Origin of the sequence: Neisseria sp. P0008.S004 (genome assembly GCF_051962755.1) — a bacterium.
Classification (GTDB): Bacteria; Pseudomonadota; Gammaproteobacteria; order Burkholderiales; family Neisseriaceae; genus Neisseria; species Neisseria subflava_A.
The window spans coordinates 22,395-39,538 of record NZ_JBQCUZ010000010.1 but is presented as its reverse complement, the minus strand read 5'-3'; the positions used below and the strand labels follow the sequence as shown (position 1 = coordinate 39,538).

Annotated in this window: 15 protein-coding genes; 9 read left to right on the top strand and 6 right to left on the bottom strand. The window is 48.2% G+C overall.

What is annotated here, in order from left to right; genetic code table 11:
• The 8 genes from ACTHSW_RS10060 to ACTHSW_RS10025 form a co-directional block, all read left to right on the top strand.
• On the top strand, positions 1-168 hold a 168-nt coding region (locus tag ACTHSW_RS10060), incomplete at its 5' end, for a porin (RefSeq protein ID WP_440373893.1).
• Positions 169-650: 482 nt separating this feature from the next.
• The gene (locus ACTHSW_RS10055; protein ID WP_083290016.1) at positions 651-2,927 is read left to right on the top strand and encodes a regulatory protein NosR; all 2,277 of its coding nucleotides are present in this window, start codon (positions 651-653) and stop codon (positions 2,925-2,927) included.
• 106 nt (positions 2,928-3,033) lie between these two features.
• Positions 3,034-5,001 carry a TAT-dependent nitrous-oxide reductase gene (gene nosZ / locus ACTHSW_RS10050; RefSeq protein ID WP_070459260.1) on the top strand — a complete coding sequence of 656 codons (1,968 nt, stop codon included), beginning with the start codon at positions 3,034-3,036 and terminating at the stop codon, positions 4,999-5,001.
• A 198-nt stretch (positions 5,002-5,199) separates the two neighbouring features.
• Positions 5,200-6,561 carry a nitrous oxide reductase family maturation protein NosD gene (locus ACTHSW_RS10045; protein WP_070459262.1) on the top strand — a complete coding sequence of 454 codons (1,362 nt, stop codon included), beginning with the start codon at positions 5,200-5,202 and terminating at the stop codon, positions 6,559-6,561.
• 59 nt (positions 6,562-6,620) lie between these two features.
• On the top strand, positions 6,621-7,514 hold the full coding sequence (locus tag ACTHSW_RS10040; protein WP_070459265.1) for an ABC transporter ATP-binding protein: 894 nt from the start codon (positions 6,621-6,623) through the stop codon (positions 7,512-7,514).
• The gene (locus ACTHSW_RS10035) at positions 7,511-8,341 is read left to right on the top strand and encodes an ABC transporter permease (RefSeq protein WP_070459269.1); all 831 of its coding nucleotides are present in this window, start codon (positions 7,511-7,513) and stop codon (positions 8,339-8,341) included. The genes ACTHSW_RS10040 and ACTHSW_RS10035 overlap by 4 nt, the downstream gene beginning before the upstream one ends.
• Positions 8,338-8,832: a nitrous oxide reductase accessory protein NosL gene (locus ACTHSW_RS10030; RefSeq protein ID WP_070459272.1), complete on the top strand. Its 495-nt coding sequence runs from the start codon at positions 8,338-8,340 to the stop codon at positions 8,830-8,832. The genes ACTHSW_RS10035 and ACTHSW_RS10030 overlap by 4 nt, the downstream gene beginning before the upstream one ends.
• Positions 8,833-8,949: 117 nt before the next feature.
• Positions 8,950-9,975: an FAD:protein FMN transferase gene (locus ACTHSW_RS10025; protein WP_107769544.1), complete on the top strand. Its 1,026-nt coding sequence runs from the start codon at positions 8,950-8,952 to the stop codon at positions 9,973-9,975.
• 591 nt (positions 9,976-10,566) lie between these two features.
• Here the strand turns inward: ACTHSW_RS10025 and ACTHSW_RS10020 are convergent.
• The 5 genes from ACTHSW_RS10020 to ybeY all read right to left on the bottom strand — a co-directional run bounded on the left by ACTHSW_RS10020 (position 10,567) and on the right by ybeY (position 14,456).
• Positions 10,567-11,478 carry a MetQ/NlpA family ABC transporter substrate-binding protein gene (locus tag ACTHSW_RS10020; protein ID WP_003684378.1) on the bottom strand — a complete coding sequence of 304 codons (912 nt, stop codon included), beginning with the start codon at positions 11,476-11,478 and terminating at the stop codon, positions 10,567-10,569.
• A 196-nt stretch (positions 11,479-11,674) separates the two neighbouring features.
• Positions 11,675-12,361 carry a methionine ABC transporter permease gene (locus ACTHSW_RS10015; RefSeq protein ID WP_070587440.1) on the bottom strand — a complete coding sequence of 229 codons (687 nt, stop codon included), beginning with the start codon at positions 12,359-12,361 and terminating at the stop codon, positions 11,675-11,677.
• Between the two features lies 1 nt (position 12,362).
• Positions 12,363-13,100 (bottom strand): methionine ABC transporter ATP-binding protein, encoded by a 738-nt coding sequence (locus ACTHSW_RS10010; protein ID WP_107792357.1) that lies wholly within the window; start codon positions 13,098-13,100, stop codon positions 12,363-12,365.
• Positions 13,097-13,939 carry an HlyC/CorC family transporter gene (locus tag ACTHSW_RS10005; protein ID WP_107792358.1) on the bottom strand — a complete coding sequence of 281 codons (843 nt, stop codon included), beginning with the start codon at positions 13,937-13,939 and terminating at the stop codon, positions 13,097-13,099. The genes ACTHSW_RS10010 and ACTHSW_RS10005 overlap by 4 nt, the downstream gene beginning before the upstream one ends.
• Before the next feature lies 1 nt (position 13,940).
• On the bottom strand, positions 13,941-14,456 hold the full coding sequence (ybeY, locus tag ACTHSW_RS10000; RefSeq protein WP_107810750.1) for an rRNA maturation RNase YbeY: 516 nt from the start codon (positions 14,454-14,456) through the stop codon (positions 13,941-13,943).
• 118 nt (positions 14,457-14,574) lie between these two features.
• Between ybeY and hemC the strand changes: the two genes are divergently transcribed.
• Complete coding sequence (hemC, locus tag ACTHSW_RS09995) at positions 14,575-15,510, top strand: hydroxymethylbilane synthase (protein WP_107810756.1); 936 nt, start codon at positions 14,575-14,577, stop codon at positions 15,508-15,510.
• A 63-nt stretch (positions 15,511-15,573) separates the two neighbouring features.
• Here the strand turns inward: hemC and trhP are convergent, their stop codons facing one another.
• Complete coding sequence (gene trhP, locus ACTHSW_RS09990; protein ID WP_070606783.1) at positions 15,574-16,929, bottom strand: prephenate-dependent tRNA uridine(34) hydroxylase TrhP; 1,356 nt, start codon at positions 16,927-16,929, stop codon at positions 15,574-15,576.
• Positions 16,930-17,144: the final 215 nt, after the last annotated feature.

Genomic DNA, 17,144 nt, shown 5'->3' with positions numbered 1-17,144 from the left:
GGCGTGAAACAAGAGAACAGCGCTTACAACCAAGTTATCGTTGGTGCTGACTACGACTTCTCTAAACGCACTTCTGCCTTGTTGTCAGCCGGTTGGTTGAAAGAAGGTAAAGGCGACAACAAATACGAGAAAACTGCTGGTACTGTTGGCCTGCGTCACAAATTCTAATCTGACTTAAGATTAGCCTGAAAAAGAGCCTGTTTTATACAGGCTCTTTTTGTTTTTGCAGGGACTGTATTTTATTATTGCAAGGGTAGGTTAAAGTATTTTCGATATTTTCAGACGGCTTATGAAAATCTAAGTCAGATTATATTCTATTAAATATATGCTAAATAAAATATTAGAAATTGTTTTGAGTATTATTATAAATAAGTTAACAATATAAAGATGGTCATTGATTAAGTTGATTTTCCTATATTTCATGTCTACTAATAAAAGATTTATTTTTATAGTTCTAAAGTATTATTAGCATGTGGAATTTGATTTTAAGATTTGTAAATTTGATTTTAATCAAATTATTGCCGATAGATGATTCATATAATATAAGTGTTTAGAGTATCGATATATCGGGAATAGCCATGTCCTGTCTTGAAATGAAGTGCTTAAGTGGCATTTGGAAACGAATCCTTGTGCTGTTTGCTGTATTTTCTATGATGATAGTAAGCCTACCTGCTTACGCAGAGCGCTTGCCTGATTTCTTGGCAAAAATTCAGCCTTCTGAAATTTTTCCTGGTGCTGATCGCTACGGCAAACCTGAAGGTAAGCCTTTGGTTGCTCGTGTATATAAAGGCGAAGAGCAACTTGGCTTGGTTTATATCACGACTGATGTGGTTAATACGCGCGGTTATTCGAGTAAGCCGATTGATACGATGGTTGCATTGGCCAATGATGGCACTATTGCCGGAGCAAAATTGGTTGAACATCATGAACCAATTATGCTGATTGGTATTCCGCAATCCCGTGTTGATAAATTCATTGATAAATATATTGGCTTAAATTTTATTAAAAATCCTCCGCAGCCTGGCGTGGCTCCTGGTGATATCATCAGTGGTGCGACTGTAACGTTAATGGTGATTAACGACAGTATTCAGCGTTCTGTCAAATCGGTTATTCATCAATATCATTTGGGTACGGATAAAGCGACTCAAGCCGGTGCTGCTGCCGCTTCTGGTGAACAAGCTGCAAATGAGCCTGCGGTTCAAACCCGTCCCCGTCGTGCTGTGAATTCTGATAAACAAGATATTCAGTCTTGGAATGCACTGTTAGAACAAAAAGCTGTTGGTCATCTGCATATTTCTGTTGACGATATCAACAAATTGTTTGAAAAAGGTGGTAAAGCAGGTGTTACAGACCATGCAGAGCAGGGCGATGGTAACGATACATTCGTTGATTTATATGTTGCTTTGGTCAGCCAACCTTCTATCGGTAAAAGTCTTTTAGGTGAAGCCGGTTGGAATAATCTGCAAAAACGTTTGCAACCAGGTCAACAGGCTATTATGGTTGCCGGTGAAGGCCGATACTCTTGGAAAGGCTCAGGCTATGTGCGTGGCGGTATCTTCGACCGTATCGAAATGATTCAGGGCGATACCAGCTTCCGTTTTACCGATGCACAACATGAGCGTGTAGTTGCTTTGGCAGCGGAAGGTGCACCTGCATTTAAAGAGGTCTCTTGGTTTACCATCCCGGAAGGTGTGGAATTTGATGCTGCCGAGCCATGGCGTTTACAACTGATGATTCAACGTGTGTTGAGCGTTAACGATAAAGCTTTTGTGAATGCAGATTTGGATTACGAATTGCCAAAAGGCTACTATGTCGATGATCCAAAAGCGCCACCTGTTGAAATCAGCGCGCCGGTTGAGCAAGTTGCGGCTGCAGCTTCAGTTCCTGAAAGTACGGGTATTGCCGAAGATGCGACTGCCGGTGATGATGGTGTTTCCAACCAACTTTGGAAACAGGTTTGGAAAGCCAAGCAAGGTCAAATTATTGTTGTCGGTATTGCTTTGACAATTCTTCTGTTGGTATTCCTGTTCCAAGACTGGATTGTACGTTACGAAAAATGGTATGACCGTTTCCGCCTCTGCTTCCTGACATTTACCTTAGTTTATATTGGTTGGTATGCGCAAGCTCAATTATCGGTTGTCAATACGCTGACCTTATTCTCCGCAGTTTTGACTGAATTCCACTGGGAATTCTTCCTGATGGATCCGCTGGTGTTCATCCTGTGGCTCTTTACAGCGGCAACCATGCTGTTGTGGAACAGGGGTACGTTCTGCGGCTGGCTGTGTCCTTTCGGTTCGTTGCAAGAATTGACCAATCGCATTGCTAAAAAACTGGGCGTAAAACAAATTACTGTGCCACATCTGTTGCATACGCGCCTGACAGCCATTAAATACGTCATCTTCTTCGGTTTGCTGGCTATTTCCCTGTATGATTTGGGTACTGCTGAAAAATTTGCAGAAGTTGAACCTTTCAAAACCGCAATTATTCTGAAGTTTATGCGCGAATGGTGGTTTGTATTGTTTGCTGCAGCTTTGCTGATTGCCGGATTGTTTATCGAACGTTTCTTCTGTCGTTATCTGTGTCCTTTGGGTGCGGGTATCGCATTGCCGGGTCGATTCCGTGTGTTTGACTGGCTGCGCCGCTATAAAATGTGTGGCAATCCTTGTCAGATTTGTACGCATGAATGTCCGGTACAGGCCATTGCACCAGAAGGCGATATCCATCCGAACGAATGTATCCAATGCCTGCATTGCCAGGTAATGTATCACCACGATACGCGTTGTCCTCAAGTAGTGGCAACGAATAAGAAAAAACAAAAACAAGCGGCAGCAAAATCTGAGCAGCACGATGCGGCAGCAACGAAAAATGCTCAAGAACAAGTTGTTCAGTTTGTTAAAAAAGAATCGGCAATTAGTGTTGATAAGTAGTTATTTATAAAAAAGAGGGCTGTATCGGCAGCCCAACTTAGAAATTTTTTCATCGGTAGGCCGTCTGAAAAAAATCGGCCGCCGGATTTTATCCAAGGAGTGTCGTATGTCAGACGAAAAATTAGAACAAAACGGCTTAAGCCGTCGTTCATTCTTAGGTACTGCCGCTGCTTCCGGCGCAGGTATTGCCGGTGCCGGTTTGTTGGGCTTGGCCGGTTGCTCTAACGGTGAGGGTGACAAAGCTGCTGTTTCTGGCGCAGCTCCTGCCGAAAAAGCCGCTGCTCATTCTGCCGAACCGGGCAAACAAACTTCCGAAGTCGGTCCAGGCGAACTTGACCAATACTACGGTTTCCTGTCAGGCGGTCAATCAGGCGAAATGCGCTTGATCGGTTTGCCATCTATGCGCGAACTGATGCGTATCCCAGTATTCAATATGGACAGCGCTACTGGTTGGGGTCGTACCAACGAGAGTCTGAGCGTTTTAAACGGAAACATTACGCCGGAAACCCGTAAATTCCTGCAAGACAGCGGTCTGCGTTGCTACCCTAACGGCGACTTGCACCACCCGCACTTGTCTTTCACCGACCAAACTTACGATGGCCGTTATGCTTACGCCAACGATAAAGCAAACACCCGTGTTTGCCGCGTCCGCTTGGATGTAATGAAAACCGATAAAATCATCGATATTCCTAATGCTTCAGGTATCCACGGTCTGCGTCCGCAACGTTATCCGAAAACCGGTTACGTTTTTGCCAACGGCGAACACATTGTTCCAGTTGACGGCGTAGGTAAATGGGATGATGCGAAAACTTGGAATGCCGTTTATACCGCAATTGACGGCGAAACCATGGAAATCGCATGGCAAGTTTTGGTAGACGGTAACTTGGACAACGGCGATGCCGACTACCAAGGTAAATACTCTTTCTCTACCTGCTATAACTCTGAACGCGCTCTGACTGTACAAGGTGCTTCTTCTAACGAGCAAGACTGGTGTGTAGTATTTAACCTGGCCGCTATCGAAGAAGGCATCAAAAAAGGCGACTTCAAAGAAGTTAACGGCGTGAAAATGTTGGACGGCCGTGCAGAAGCCAACTCTCCATACACCCGCTACATCCCTGTACCTAACTCTCCTCACGGCTGTAACGCAAGCCCTGACGGCAAATACATCATGCTCAACGGTAAACTGTCTCCAACCGTTACCGTATTGGATGTCAGCAAACTGGACGATTTGTTTGCAGGCAAAATTAAAGAGCGCGATGTTGTCGTAGCTGAACCTCAACTGGGTCTTGGCCCATTACACACTGCATTTGACGGTCGCGGCAATGCCTATACTACATTGTTTATCGACAGCCAAATGGTGAAATGGAACATCGACGATGCGATTAAAGCCTACAAAGGCGAGAAAATCGATCCGATTAAACAAAAATTGGACGTTCACTATCAACCTGGTCACAACCACACTACCATGGGTGAAACTAAAGAAGCCGACGGTAAATGGTTGGTGTCTTTGAACAAATTCTCCAAAGACCGCTTCCTGAACGCAGGCCCTCTGAAACCTGAGTGTGACCAATTAATCGACATCTCCGGCGACGAAATGCGTCTGGTTCACGACAACCCGACTTTTGCAGAACCACATGACTTCTGTCTGGTTTCCGCTTCCAAAGTGAACCCAAGCAAAACTTGGGACCGCAAAGACCCATGGTTCTGGAAAGATGCTTTGGAACAAGCGCAAAAAGACGGTGTTGAGCTGGAAAAAGCCGCTAAAGTCGTACGTGAAGGCAACAAAGTACGCGTGTACATGACTGCCGTTGCGCCTGCATTCAGTATCCCTCAATTTGAAGTGAACCAAGGCGACGAAGTGACCGTATACGTAACCAACGTTGAGACCATTGAGGACTTGACTCACGGTTTCACTTTGGAAGGCTACGGTATCGCTATGGAGATCGGCCCGCAAGCGACATCTTCTGTAACCTTCAAAGCAGTCCGTCCAGGCGTACACTGGTATTACTGCCAATGGTTCTGCCACGCATTGCACATGGAAATGTCAGGTCAAATGATTGTTAAACCAAAATAATTTTGGTTTGATGATTTAATCCTTCAGGCCGTCTGAAAAGACATTCTTTCAGACGGCCTTTATAGCAAAGCTGTTTGTCTGCAGATATTGCAATGAGATATAAGCCATCATCAGACAGCTTTGCTATAACATCAAAATACCTGTTTCTGCATATGTTTACCATGTAGAAAACAGGCCGTCTGAAATTGAGATATAATTATGACGCATACACCATCCCATCGTTCCAAATGGCAACGTGCCGCATTCGTATTGCTATTGGGCAGTATGGTTCAGACGGCCTTTGCCTCAGTCATCAACGTATCCGCACAAGACAATCTCAATGATGCTTTAGCGCGCGCCCAAGCCGGCGATACGCTCAAGCTTGCCTCCGGTACATACAAGACCAAACTCTATATCGACAAACCGATTACCATTGAAGGTCCGGCCGATCGCTCCGCCAAGATTGTCGGCGACAGGAGCGGGCGTACCATTGCCGTTCATGCGCCTGACGTAACTCTGCGCAATCTGACCGTTTCCAATTCAGGCTTGAGCCTGCCGGCCATGGATGCAGGGATTTATCTTGAGGAAACGGCTCCGCGAGCATTGGTTGAACACAATAATGTCTTGGACAACTCAGTCGGCGTATACATCCATGGCGCGGCAGAATCGATGGTGCGCGAAAATAAGATTGTCGGGGAAGCCACATTGCGTGTGAATGAGCGCGGTAATGGCGTAACGGTTTGGAATGCGCCGGGCGCGCAAGTAGTCGACAACGATATTTCCAAAGGCCGTGACGGTATTTTTTCTAATACCAGTACAAACAATACCTATAAAGGCAATCGTTTCAGCGATTTGCGTTTTGCAGTGCATTATATGTACACCAACGACAGCGAGGTCAGCAACAACATCTCTGTCGGCAACAATATGGGCTATGTGTTGATGTTCTCAGAGCGTCTCAAAGTGTATGGCAATATCGCCGTAGGCAGCCGTGACCAAGGCATTATGCTCAATTACGTCAACCATTCCGATATTAACGATAACATTATCAACAAAGCCGGTAAATGCGTATTCGCCTATAACGCCAACTTCAATAAAATTTTTGACAACCATTTTGAAAACTGTCAAATCGGCATTCACTTTACCGCGGCTATTGAAGGCACAAGTCTGTCCAATAATTCGTTTATCAACAACGAAAGCCAAGTTAAATACGTCAGCACCCGTTTCCTTGATTGGGGAGAGGGCGGCCGAGGCAATTATTGGAGCGACAACAGTACATTCGATCTTGATGGCGATGGTTTTGGCGACAACGCCTATCGACCGAACGGCATTATCGACCAAATCATTTGGCGCGCCCCCGTGTCCCGTCTGCTGATGAACAGTCCTGCCGTCAGCATTGTCAAATGGGCGCAATCTCAGTTCCCCGCTATTTTGCCGGGCGGCGTCATCGACAGTAAGCCATTGATGAAACCGATCAGCAACAAAACAAGCACCAAATACGAAGCCATGAAGGATGAGCTGTTGCACGAAGCCAGTACGCGCCAATCCGATTGGAGCGATGCCGAAAACGGATCTTTGAATTAAACATGTTTTCAGACGGCCTTTTTCATGAGGCCGTCTGAAACGGCACAAAGGAATTATTCATGACCAACCACGTCGAATTAAGAAACGTGACCAAACAATTCGGTAGTCAAAAAGCCGTCAACCAAGTCGATTTAGTCCTCAAAGCAGGCGAAAGCGTCGGCATGGCAGGGCATAACGGTGCAGGCAAATCCACCATCATGAAGCTGATACTCGGCCTGATTACGCCGACCGAAGGCGAAGTCATGTTGCTGGGCGAGCGTACCGGCAGTAAGGCAGGCGCACTGCTTCGCAGCCAAATCGGCTACCTGCCTGAAACCGTCGCGCTTCATCCTTCATTGACCGGCATTGAAACCATGGATTTCTATGCCAAACTTAAAAAACAGCCCTTGAGGAAAAACCGTGAGTTGTTGGAACGCGTCGGCATTTCTCAAGCGGCACGCCGCCGTGTCGGCACTTACTCCAAAGGTATGCGCCAACGTCTCGCTTTGGCACAAGCCTTGTTGGGCGAGCCTAAAGTCTTATTGTTTGACGAACCGACCACAGGCCTTGACCCGGCTTCACGCCAAATGTTTTACGAAGTCGTGCGCGAACTGAATGGACGCGGTGCAACCGTATTGCTCAGCACGCACGCGCTTGCCGAACTCGATGGCCACGCCGACCGCATTATCGTCATGAAAAACGGTGTGAAAGTTGCCGATGGCAGCATGGATGAGTTGCATGTTCAAAGTGGTTTGCCGTTGACCGTCAATGTTCGTTTGAAAGAAGCGCGTCCGTTGAGCGAGCGTTGGCAGCCGCTTTCAGACGGGCTGTCGTATAAAGCGCAATGTAAAGCCGAAGAGCGTATGGGGCTTTTGAGTGAATTGGGTGATTTGGGCAACCTTGCCTATATCGATATCCATACCCCGACACTTGACGATATGTACGCACAATTCTTAAAAAGGGAAGACGTATGAACCCCGTTTGGATTATTACCGGCAAAGAAGTCCGCGACAGCCTGCGCAACCGTTGGGTCCTCGCCGCCGCACTCCTGCTTGCCGCGCTTGCCCTGTCATTGGGTTTCCTGGGCAGCTCGCCTACCGGTACAGTCAAAGTCGATCCGTTGACCGTTACCGTTGTCAGCCTCTCCAGCCTGTCGATTTTCCTGATTCCGCTGATTGCGATGTTGCTCTCTTATGATGCGCTGATTGGCGAAATCGAACGCGGCACGATGGCGCTGTTGTTGAGCTATCCGATTTCGCGCAACCAAATCCTTGCCGGCAAATTTATCGGCCATCTCATCATCCTTGCCCTTGCCACCACGGCAGGCTACGGATTGGCGGGCATTACCCTCCAGCTTGCCAACGGCGGCTTTGACCTTGCCGCATGGAAACCTTTTGCCCTCCTGATTGTTGCCAGTGTGATTCTTGGTGCAGCCTTTTTGTCTATGGGTTATTTGATTAGCGCAAAAGTCAAAGAACGCGGTACTGCCGCCGGTATCGCCATCGGCGTATGGCTGTTTTTTGTGGTGATTTTCGATATGGCGCTTTTGGGTGTTTTGGTTGCCGATACTGAACAAGTTATTACCGCGCCTGTTGTAGAAACCATTCTCTTGTTCAATCCTTCCGACATTTACCGTCTGCTCAACCTGACCGGTTATGAAAACACCGCGATGTACGCAGGGATGGCCGGTTTGAGCGATCAAATCAGCCTGACTATGCCGGTTTTGCTGACGGCGCAGGTATTATGGGTTATCATTCCCTTGGTCTTGGCCGCCTGGATTTTCGGAAAGAGACAAATATGAGAAAAATATTATTTACAGCATTCACCATCCTTGCTTTATCTGCTTGTAGCAAAGAGGAAAATACTCCTCCGCCTACGCCCCAACGAATCAGCGACAGTGCAGTCGGTCATTACTGCAGCATGAACTTGACCGAACACAACGGCCCTAAAGCGCAAATCTTCTTGAACGGCAAACCTGACAAACCGGTTTGGTTTTCCACCATCAAGCAGATGTTCGGCTACACTAAACTGCCTGAAGAGCCCAAAGGCATTCATGCTATCTATGTTACCGATATGGGCAAAGTCAAAGATTGGGAAAAACCCAATGCCGACGCCGAATGGATAGATGCGAAAAAAGCCTATTACGTCATCGAAAGCAGCTTTATCGGCGGCATGGGTGCGGAAGACGCGCTTCCGTTTGCCGACAAGGCTCAGGCTGAAAAATTCGCCAAAGAGAAAGGCGGCAGAGTAGTCGGTTTTGCAGAGATGCCCGACGAATACATTTTCAAATAAAACAACCAATAAAGGCCGTCTGAAACTGTTTCAGACGGCCTTTATGTTGGAAGCTGTCGATTGATGATTTAATGAATGCGGCTTTCAATGTAAAGATAAAAATCCAAGGAATACTTTATGTCCACCCCCTTAACGCGCCGCCGTTTCCTTGCCATCGCCGCCACACTTGCCGCTGGTGTCGGCATTCCCTTTGCCATTAGCCGCAGAACCAATCAGCCGACTCATCCGGCCAGCCTGAATCAAGAAGAGCAGCCAGTTATTTGGAGAGGTATTGCGTTGGGTTCGGGTGCGGAGTTGCGTTTGTTCGGCGTTGAGCGCAAGCAGGCGGAAATACTGGTCAACAAAGTATTGGCGGAAGTTTCACGATTGGAAAAAATCTTCAGCCTGTATCGGGATGACAGCATGATTAGCCGCTTAAACCGAGAAGGCCGTCTGAAAAATCCGCCATCCGATTTTTTGCAGCTGCTCAGTATCAGCCGAGATATCCATCAGCTGACGCAGGGTGCATTTGATCCCAGCATTCAGCCTTTGTGGAATCTGTATGCCGACCACTTCAGACGAAACCCCAAAACTGAAACGCCGCCATCCGAACGCAGTATTAAAGAAACGCTCGAATTAGTGGATTTTAACAAAGTCGATTTTGATACCAAAGAAATCCGTTTTGCCCAAAAAGGCATGGGCTTGTCGCTCAACGGCATTGCGCAGGGCTATATCACCGACAAAGTAGCCGAATTGTTGAAGCAGCAAGGCGTTACCCAGGCATTGATTGATATGGGGGAAATTTACGGCTTTGATAATGCCAACCAGCGCGAGTGGAATGTCAGTATTCGCAATCCCGACCAAGAAGACCAAATCCTGACCACCATTGCCATGAAAAACCAAGCCTTTGCTACATCTGGCGGCTATGGCACGGTAATGGACGAAGCTGGCAAATTTACCCATCTTTTTGATCCGCGTACAGGCGGAAGCCAGCCGCGCTATAAAAGCATGAGCGTTATGGTGGAAAGTGCGGCGGTTGCCGATGCTTTTTCTACTGCATTTTCTATTATGGATGAAGCGGCCATCCGTACTGCGGCTCAAGTTAAAAATGCACAGGTTTGGCTGGTGATGACGAATAATGAATTGAAGAAGATTGGAGGCTGAGGGGAAGGCCAGCCTTGCCTGCGATTTTGACTATGTGCATAGGACAGGGAAGGCTCGATTACTGAAATAATGGAGGATAAAAAAAGAAGGGCTGCCCAAGGGGGCAACCCTGAAACTCTTGCAGCTGGGAGTAATTAGCAAGAGATTACGACACTTAAAACAAAAATTCACTCATTTCAAAGCATGAAGCTTTAATATCTAAGCAATACGGTTTCAACCGCTCAAACCCCTTCGATACGGAGAAACACAACATATATGGGAAAATCCGACAAAGTGGTTTGAAGCAATTCAGATGAACGGTCTGTAATGCAGATAACCGGATGTCTTTAGATGAACGGTATAATATCAGGATAAACGGAACATTACTAGTGAATATTATAAAAAATTAGAATAATTCATTTAGTAATTGATTTTATTGAATAAAAATATGACTTTTTATTGAACTTTTTTACAACATATTGATTTAGTTTTAAAAAGGGAATTATGTAAGTGTTTGGCGTTAATCAAAAAACTTGTTTTGAGCTTTGAGAAGAGATAAGCAATAGAAAAAGGCCGCCTGAATGTTCAGACGGCCTTTTTTCAAAAAGTTACTTATTTGGTTGCAGAAGCAGTAGAAGCAGCTTCGGCTTGAGCACCTGCAGCTGCGTTTTCACCCCATGCAGCAGGATATTTGTAACCGGCAAAGCGTTTTTGTGAGTAAGCTTTGAACTCGTCAGAGTTGTAGGCTTCGGTTACATCTTTCAGCCATTGGCTGTCTTTGTCGGCAGTGCGGACGGCAGACCAGTTAACGTAGGCAAAGCTTGGCTCTTGGAACAGGGCTTCAGTCAGTTTCATGCCGCTGCTCATGGCGTAGTTGCCGTTAACGACGGCAAAGTCAACGTCGGCACGGCTGCGTGGCAGTTGGGCGGCTTCAAGCTCTACGATTTGGATGTTTTTTGGATTTTCGGCAATATCGTTTTTAGAAGCAGTCAGCGGATCAACGTCGGCTTTCAGTTTAATCCAGCCCAATTCGTTCAACATAACCAATGCACGGGCAAAGTTAGATGGGTCGTTAGGTGCAGAAACGCTGACGCCGTCTTTCACTTCGTCCAAAGATTTCAGTTTGCCAGGGTACAGGCCCAAAGGTGCAGTCGGTACTTGGAAGGCTTCAACGATGTCCAACTTGTGTTCTTTTTTGAAGTCGTCCAGATAAGGTTTGTGTTGGAAGATGTTAATGTCCAATTCGCCTTCAGCCAAAGCAAGGTTGGGGCGAACATAGTCGGTGAACTCGATCAGTTTGACTTTATAGCCTTTTTTCTCCAAAGCCGGTTGGATTTGGTCTTTTACCATATCGCCAAAGTCGCCGACGGTTGTACCGAAGACGATTTCTTTTTTCTCTGCGCCGTTGTCAGCAGAAGAAGCGGCAGAAGCAGCAGGCGCGCTGTCTTTTTGACCGCCGCAGGCAGCCAGTACGATGGCCAGCGCAGCGGCTGAAAGGGTTTTGAAGAATGTGTTGATTTGCATATTTTGCTCCTAATGGATGATAAAACGGTTTCAGACGGCCTCAAGCCGCCGCCGTCAAAAAAGAGGGATTGTAAATCTATTTTGGAAATATGAGGATGTTTTTTGTAAATTTATTTGGAATATATATCCTAATATGTTCTAAATAGATAACAGGCCGTCTGAAAAATAGTAATCTATTTCAGACGGCCTGGTTTGTTTAACGTTTATCCAGTTTGCGTGCCAATCTGTTGCCGATACCTTGAATCAGGATAACGAGTAAAACCAGGATGGCGACGATGAAGATGATGACTTCCATTTGATAGCGGTAGTAGCCGTAACGGATGGCAAGGTCGCCCAAGCCGCCGCCGCCAATCATACCTGCCGCCGCGCTGTACGACAGAAGGCCGATAGCCAGTACGGTAATGCTGGAAACCATACCTGCGCGTGCTTCATTCAAAAGCACTTTGCAGATGATGCTCATGGGGGAAGCGCCCATTGCGGAGGCCGCTTCAATCACGCCTCTGGGTACTTCGCGCAGGTTTTGCTCGACCAAACGAGCGAAGTAGAACAAGCCGGATACGCTCAATACCAATGAAGCGGCAACCGGGCCGATGGTCGTGCCGATGATGGCGCGTGTAACAGGAATCATGGCAATCATCAGGATGACGAAAGGAAACGCGCGCATCAGGTTGACCAGGTTGTCCAAAAATAAATTCAGCTGTTTGTTGTAGTGCAACTGATGGCTTGACGTCACAAACAGCAATACGCCCAAAATCGTACCGAAGATAACGGCGAAAGTAGTCGATAGGCCGACCATAATAAAGGTTTCGCCCAAGGCTTGGATAATTTCGCCCTTCATGCTGACGATGGTCTCAACAGCACTTTCAAATGTTAAATCTGCCATATTAGTCCTCTCGAATCAGCTCTTGCCCGATTTCGGATTGGGCATGGATTTGGTTGCCGTGTACTTCAATGATTTCCAGCAGACGGCCTTTGTCCAAGAGGGCGGCACGGTCGCACAGGCGGCGGATAACGCTCATTTCGTGGGTAACGATGACGATGGTTACGTTGAAACGTCGGTTGATGTCTTCCAAACACTTCAAAACGCTGCGCGTAGTGGCGGGGTCGAGGGCGGAAGTGGGTTCGTCGGCGAGGATGACTTGAGGTTGCGGCGCCAGCGCACGGGCAATGCCTACACGTTGTTTTTGACCGCCAGAAAGTTGGGACGGGTAATGATTGGCACGGTCTTGCAAATCAACGATTTCCAAACATTCTTCAACACGTGCTTGGATTTTTTTAGACGGCCATTTGGCAATTTCTAAAGGAAAGGCGACGTTTTCGGCAACGGTACGGTTGCTCAATAGGTTGAACTGTTGGAATACCATGCCGATGTTTTGTCGGGCGTGGCGCAGTTGCGTGGCGTTGAGCGCGGTCAGTTCTTGGCCGCATACGCTGACGGTACCTGTATCCGGACGTTCCAATAAATTAATCAGGCGCAGCAGGGTGGATTTGCCTGCGCCGGAATAGCCCATCAGGCCGAAGATTTCTCCCTGTTTGATTTCGAGGCTGGTCGGCTCGACGGCGACAAAGTCTTTGTTGTCGCGTGTTTGATAGTGTTTGGAGACGTGATCCAGAATAATCATGGTTTATCCGTGTTTTCTTTAATTCGTGTGGCCATCAGGGTGTGCAGACGGCGGTTGTCGGCGCGCGCGACGGTAAATTGCAGGCTGCCGATGATGACTTTTTCGCCGCGTACGGGCAGGTGCCCCAATTCTTGAATGACCAGGCCACCGATGGTATCGGCTTCTTCGCTGCTGTATTCCGTACCGAAGAAGGTGTTGATGTCTTCGATTTCGGTAGCCGCGTGGATGCGCCAGCGTTCGGAAGAAACGGCGTGGATATTGTCGGCGCTGTCGTCTTCGTCAAACTCGTCTTCGATGTCGCCGACGATTTGCTCGATGATGTCTTCAAAGGTTACCAGGCCGGATGTGCCGCCGTATTCGTCGATAACAATCGCCATGTGGTTGCGTTGCTCGCGGAACTCTTTTAAAAGGGCGGTCAAAGATTTGCCTTCGGGAACGAAAACGGCAGGGCGTAAGACGGATTTCAGGTGAAACTGCTCGGGGTTGAACATATATTTGAGCAGGTCTTTGGCGTGCAAAATACCTAAAACCTCGTCTTTGTCTTCACCGATGACGGGGAAACGCGAATGGGCGGTTTCGATGATGTAGGCCGTGATGCGCTCGATGCTGTCGTTCTCTTTCAATACGTTCATGCGGCTGCGCGTAATCATGGCATCACGCACTTCCAGTTCGGCAAAGTCCAATACTTTTTCCAGCCGGGTCAGTGTGTCGGCATCAAAAACTTCCTGCTCGTGCGCTTGGCGCAGCAGGGTTAATACGTCTTCGGCGGAGTCGGGCTCGCCGGCAAGTCGGGAGATTAGGCGTTCGAAAAACTTGGGTTTCGACTGCGTACCGTCCATTTTAATATTCGTCCTCTTGGTAGGGGTTGGGGAAGCCTGACGCCAGCATCAGGCGGATTTCTTCGGCTTCCATTATTTCGGCTTCATCGTCTTCGATGTGGTCGTAGCCCATCAGGTGTAAAGTACCGTGTATGGTCAGGTGGGCAAAATGCTGCTCAGGTGTTTTGCCTTGTTCGGCGGCTTCTTTCAAAACCACTTGCGGGCAAATCACCAAATCGCCATACAGGCCGTCTGAAAACTGGTCGGGCAGGATTTCGCCTTCGTTGAGCGCGAAACTCAATACATTGGTGGCGTAATCTTTGCCTCGGTAGTCGCGGTTGTAAGCGCGGGCTTCTTCTTCGTCCAGAAGAATCAGGCTGATGTCTGCGCGGCGGTATTCGTTTTTTAAGGCAGACCACGCCCAGCGGTAGAAGTCATTCTCTGAAGGAAGGTTGGCGGCGGAAGAAGCGTTTTCAAAGTTCAGATGAAAACGTTGCCGCTGTAAGGATAAAAAAGGATATTGTTTGGCGCGTTTCATGTTGTCCCGAAAATTTGGTTTTTAGGCGTAAATATAACATATTCACCCCCATGCCGTCTGAAAAACCGCCCAAAATATGATAGACTTCATGCCGTTTTCCATCTTTCAGGCAACCATTATGAACCCGAAAAAACTCGTTATCGCCAGTCGCGAAAGCCTGCTTGCCATGTGGCAGGCAAAACATATCCAAGGCCGTCTGAAAGCCCTGTATCCCGATTGCGAAGTCGAGATTTTGGGCATGACCACGCGCGGCGACCAGATTTTGGACAGAACTTTGTCAAAAGTCGGCGGTAAAGGCTTGTTTGTCAAAGAGTTGGAACAGGCTTTGTATGACGGTCGGGCCGACTTGGCCGTGCATTCTATTAAAGATGTACCGATGGATTTGCCTGAAGGTTTCGCGCTTGCGGCCATCGGCGAACGCGCCAATCCGTTTGACGCATTTGTGTCCAACCAATACGCGCGTTTGGAAGAAATGCCCAAAGGCGCCGTCGTAGGCACATCCAGCCTGCGCCGCGAAGCCCAGTTGCGCGCGCGCTATCCGCATTTGGTTATCAAACCTTTGCGCGGCAATGTGCAAACCCGTTTGTCCAAACTCGATAATGGCGAATACGACGCGATTATTTTGGCTGCCGCCGGTTTGCAGCGTCTGGAATTGGACGAACGCATCCGCATGATTTTGTCGGAATCCGACAGCCTGCCTGCTGCCGGACAAGGCGCATTGGGTATTGAAATTGCAGCGCATCGCGAAGATTTGTACGAAGTCTTAAAGCCATTGAACCACGATACCACACACGCCTGCGTTACGGCCGAACGCGCTTTGGCGCGCGCTTTGGGCGGAAGCTGCCAAGTGCCGCTGGCCGCATATTGTACTGAAGAAAACGGCTTGCTGACCTTGCGCGGCTTGGTCGGTCATCCTGACGGTTCGGTTATTTTGCAGGCAGACGCGCAAGCCCCAGCCGAATACGCCGATGCTTTGGGTCGCGCGGTCGCCAAAAAACTGGCGGATGATGGTGCGGAAGAATTGATTGCCGCCGTATTGCAAGAACAGGCTTAAAACAGCATAGATCATTTTAAAAGGCCGTCTGAAAGTTTCAGACGGCCTTTATTTTGTTGATGCTTAAGGATTCATAATCCGCGCAACCAAAGCTTTTTCTTTGCCCTGCATGTTAGGGATTTTTACCTGAATGCCGTTGCCTGGGGCAACATCGACAGGCTGGCCTTTTCGGGTCATTTGTTCCAATTTGATGGTTTGATTGCCGCTTGGGTGGATGATTTCGAGTGAATCGCCGATGGCAAAGCGGTTTTTAACTTCGATGGTCGCCCAGCCATTTTCATCGATTTCGGTAACGTGGCCGACATATTGGCTTTGTTTGGCGATGGAGTGGCCGGTCAGGTAGTTTTGGTAATCCTGAGTTTGGTGGCGCTCGAGGAAGCCGCTGGTGTAGCCGCGGTTGGCAAGGCCTTCGAGTTCGCTCAACAAGCCGTAGTCAAACGGACGGCCTGCAACGGCATCATCAATTGCTTTGCGGTAGGACTGGGCCACGCGTGCAACATAATAGAGCGACTTGGTACGGCCTTCGACTTTGAGGCTGTCCACGCCGATTTTGGCCAGTTTTTCAACTACTTCGATGCCGCGAAGGTCTTTGGAGTTCATGATATAGGTGCCGTGTTCGTCTTCCATAATCGGCATCATTTCGCCCGGGCGGTTGGACTCTTCAATCAGGAAAACTTTGTCGGCGTAGGGATGGCGTTTTTGACCGTTGATGCCTTCAAAGTTTTGGTTGGCTTCTTCTTGGGCTTTTTCAAAGTTGAAACCTTGCAGAAGCTGGGCATCGCCTGCATCGCTTTCGACGGCGTTGTGGACTTTGTAATCCCAACGGCAGGAGTTGGTGCAGGTGCCTTGGTTGGGGTCGCGGTGGTTGAAGTAGCCGGAGAGTAGGCAGCGGCCGGAGTAGGCGATACACAATGCGCCGTGGATAAAGACTTCGAGTTCGATGTCGGGGCATTCTTGGCGGATTTCAGCGATTTCTTCCATGCTCAATTCGCGCGACAGAATAATGCGTTCGACGCCGATGTTTTGCCAGAATTTCACGCCCCAGTAGTTGGTGGTGTTTGCCTGAACGGATAGGTGGATCGGCATTTCCGGCCATTTTTCGCGCACGGTCATGATTAAACCTGGATCCGCCATAATCAGCGCGTCGGGTTTCATGGCAATCAAGGGTTCCATATCGGAAACGAAGGTTTTGAGTTTGGAGTTGTGCGGCAGCGTATTGACGGTCAGGAAGAATTTTTTGTTGCGCTCGTGCGCTTCTTTAATGCCTTGCTCAAGGACGTCGAGTTTGGCAAATTCGTTGTTGCGGGCGCGCAGGGAGTAACGCGGGCTGCCGGCGTAAACGGCGTCTGCGCCGTAGTCGTAGGCGGCGCGCATACGTTCGAGGCCGCCTGCAGGCAATAAGAGTTCGGGTGCTTTCATGTTTTATGCTTTTTAAAATGTTTTCAGACGGCCCTCAAGGGAAGAGGGAAGGCCGTCTGAAAGATGTTTGAAGAATGGGCGGATTATCCGCTGTTTTTGTGTTTCGGTCAATTTTGTGTCGGGTTTGCGCTTTGTTTTTTATACGGAAAATGTCTTATATGATGAAAGGTGAAAAGGGGCTGCAATACGTTGGAAATGTAAAAAAGCAGGGTTGG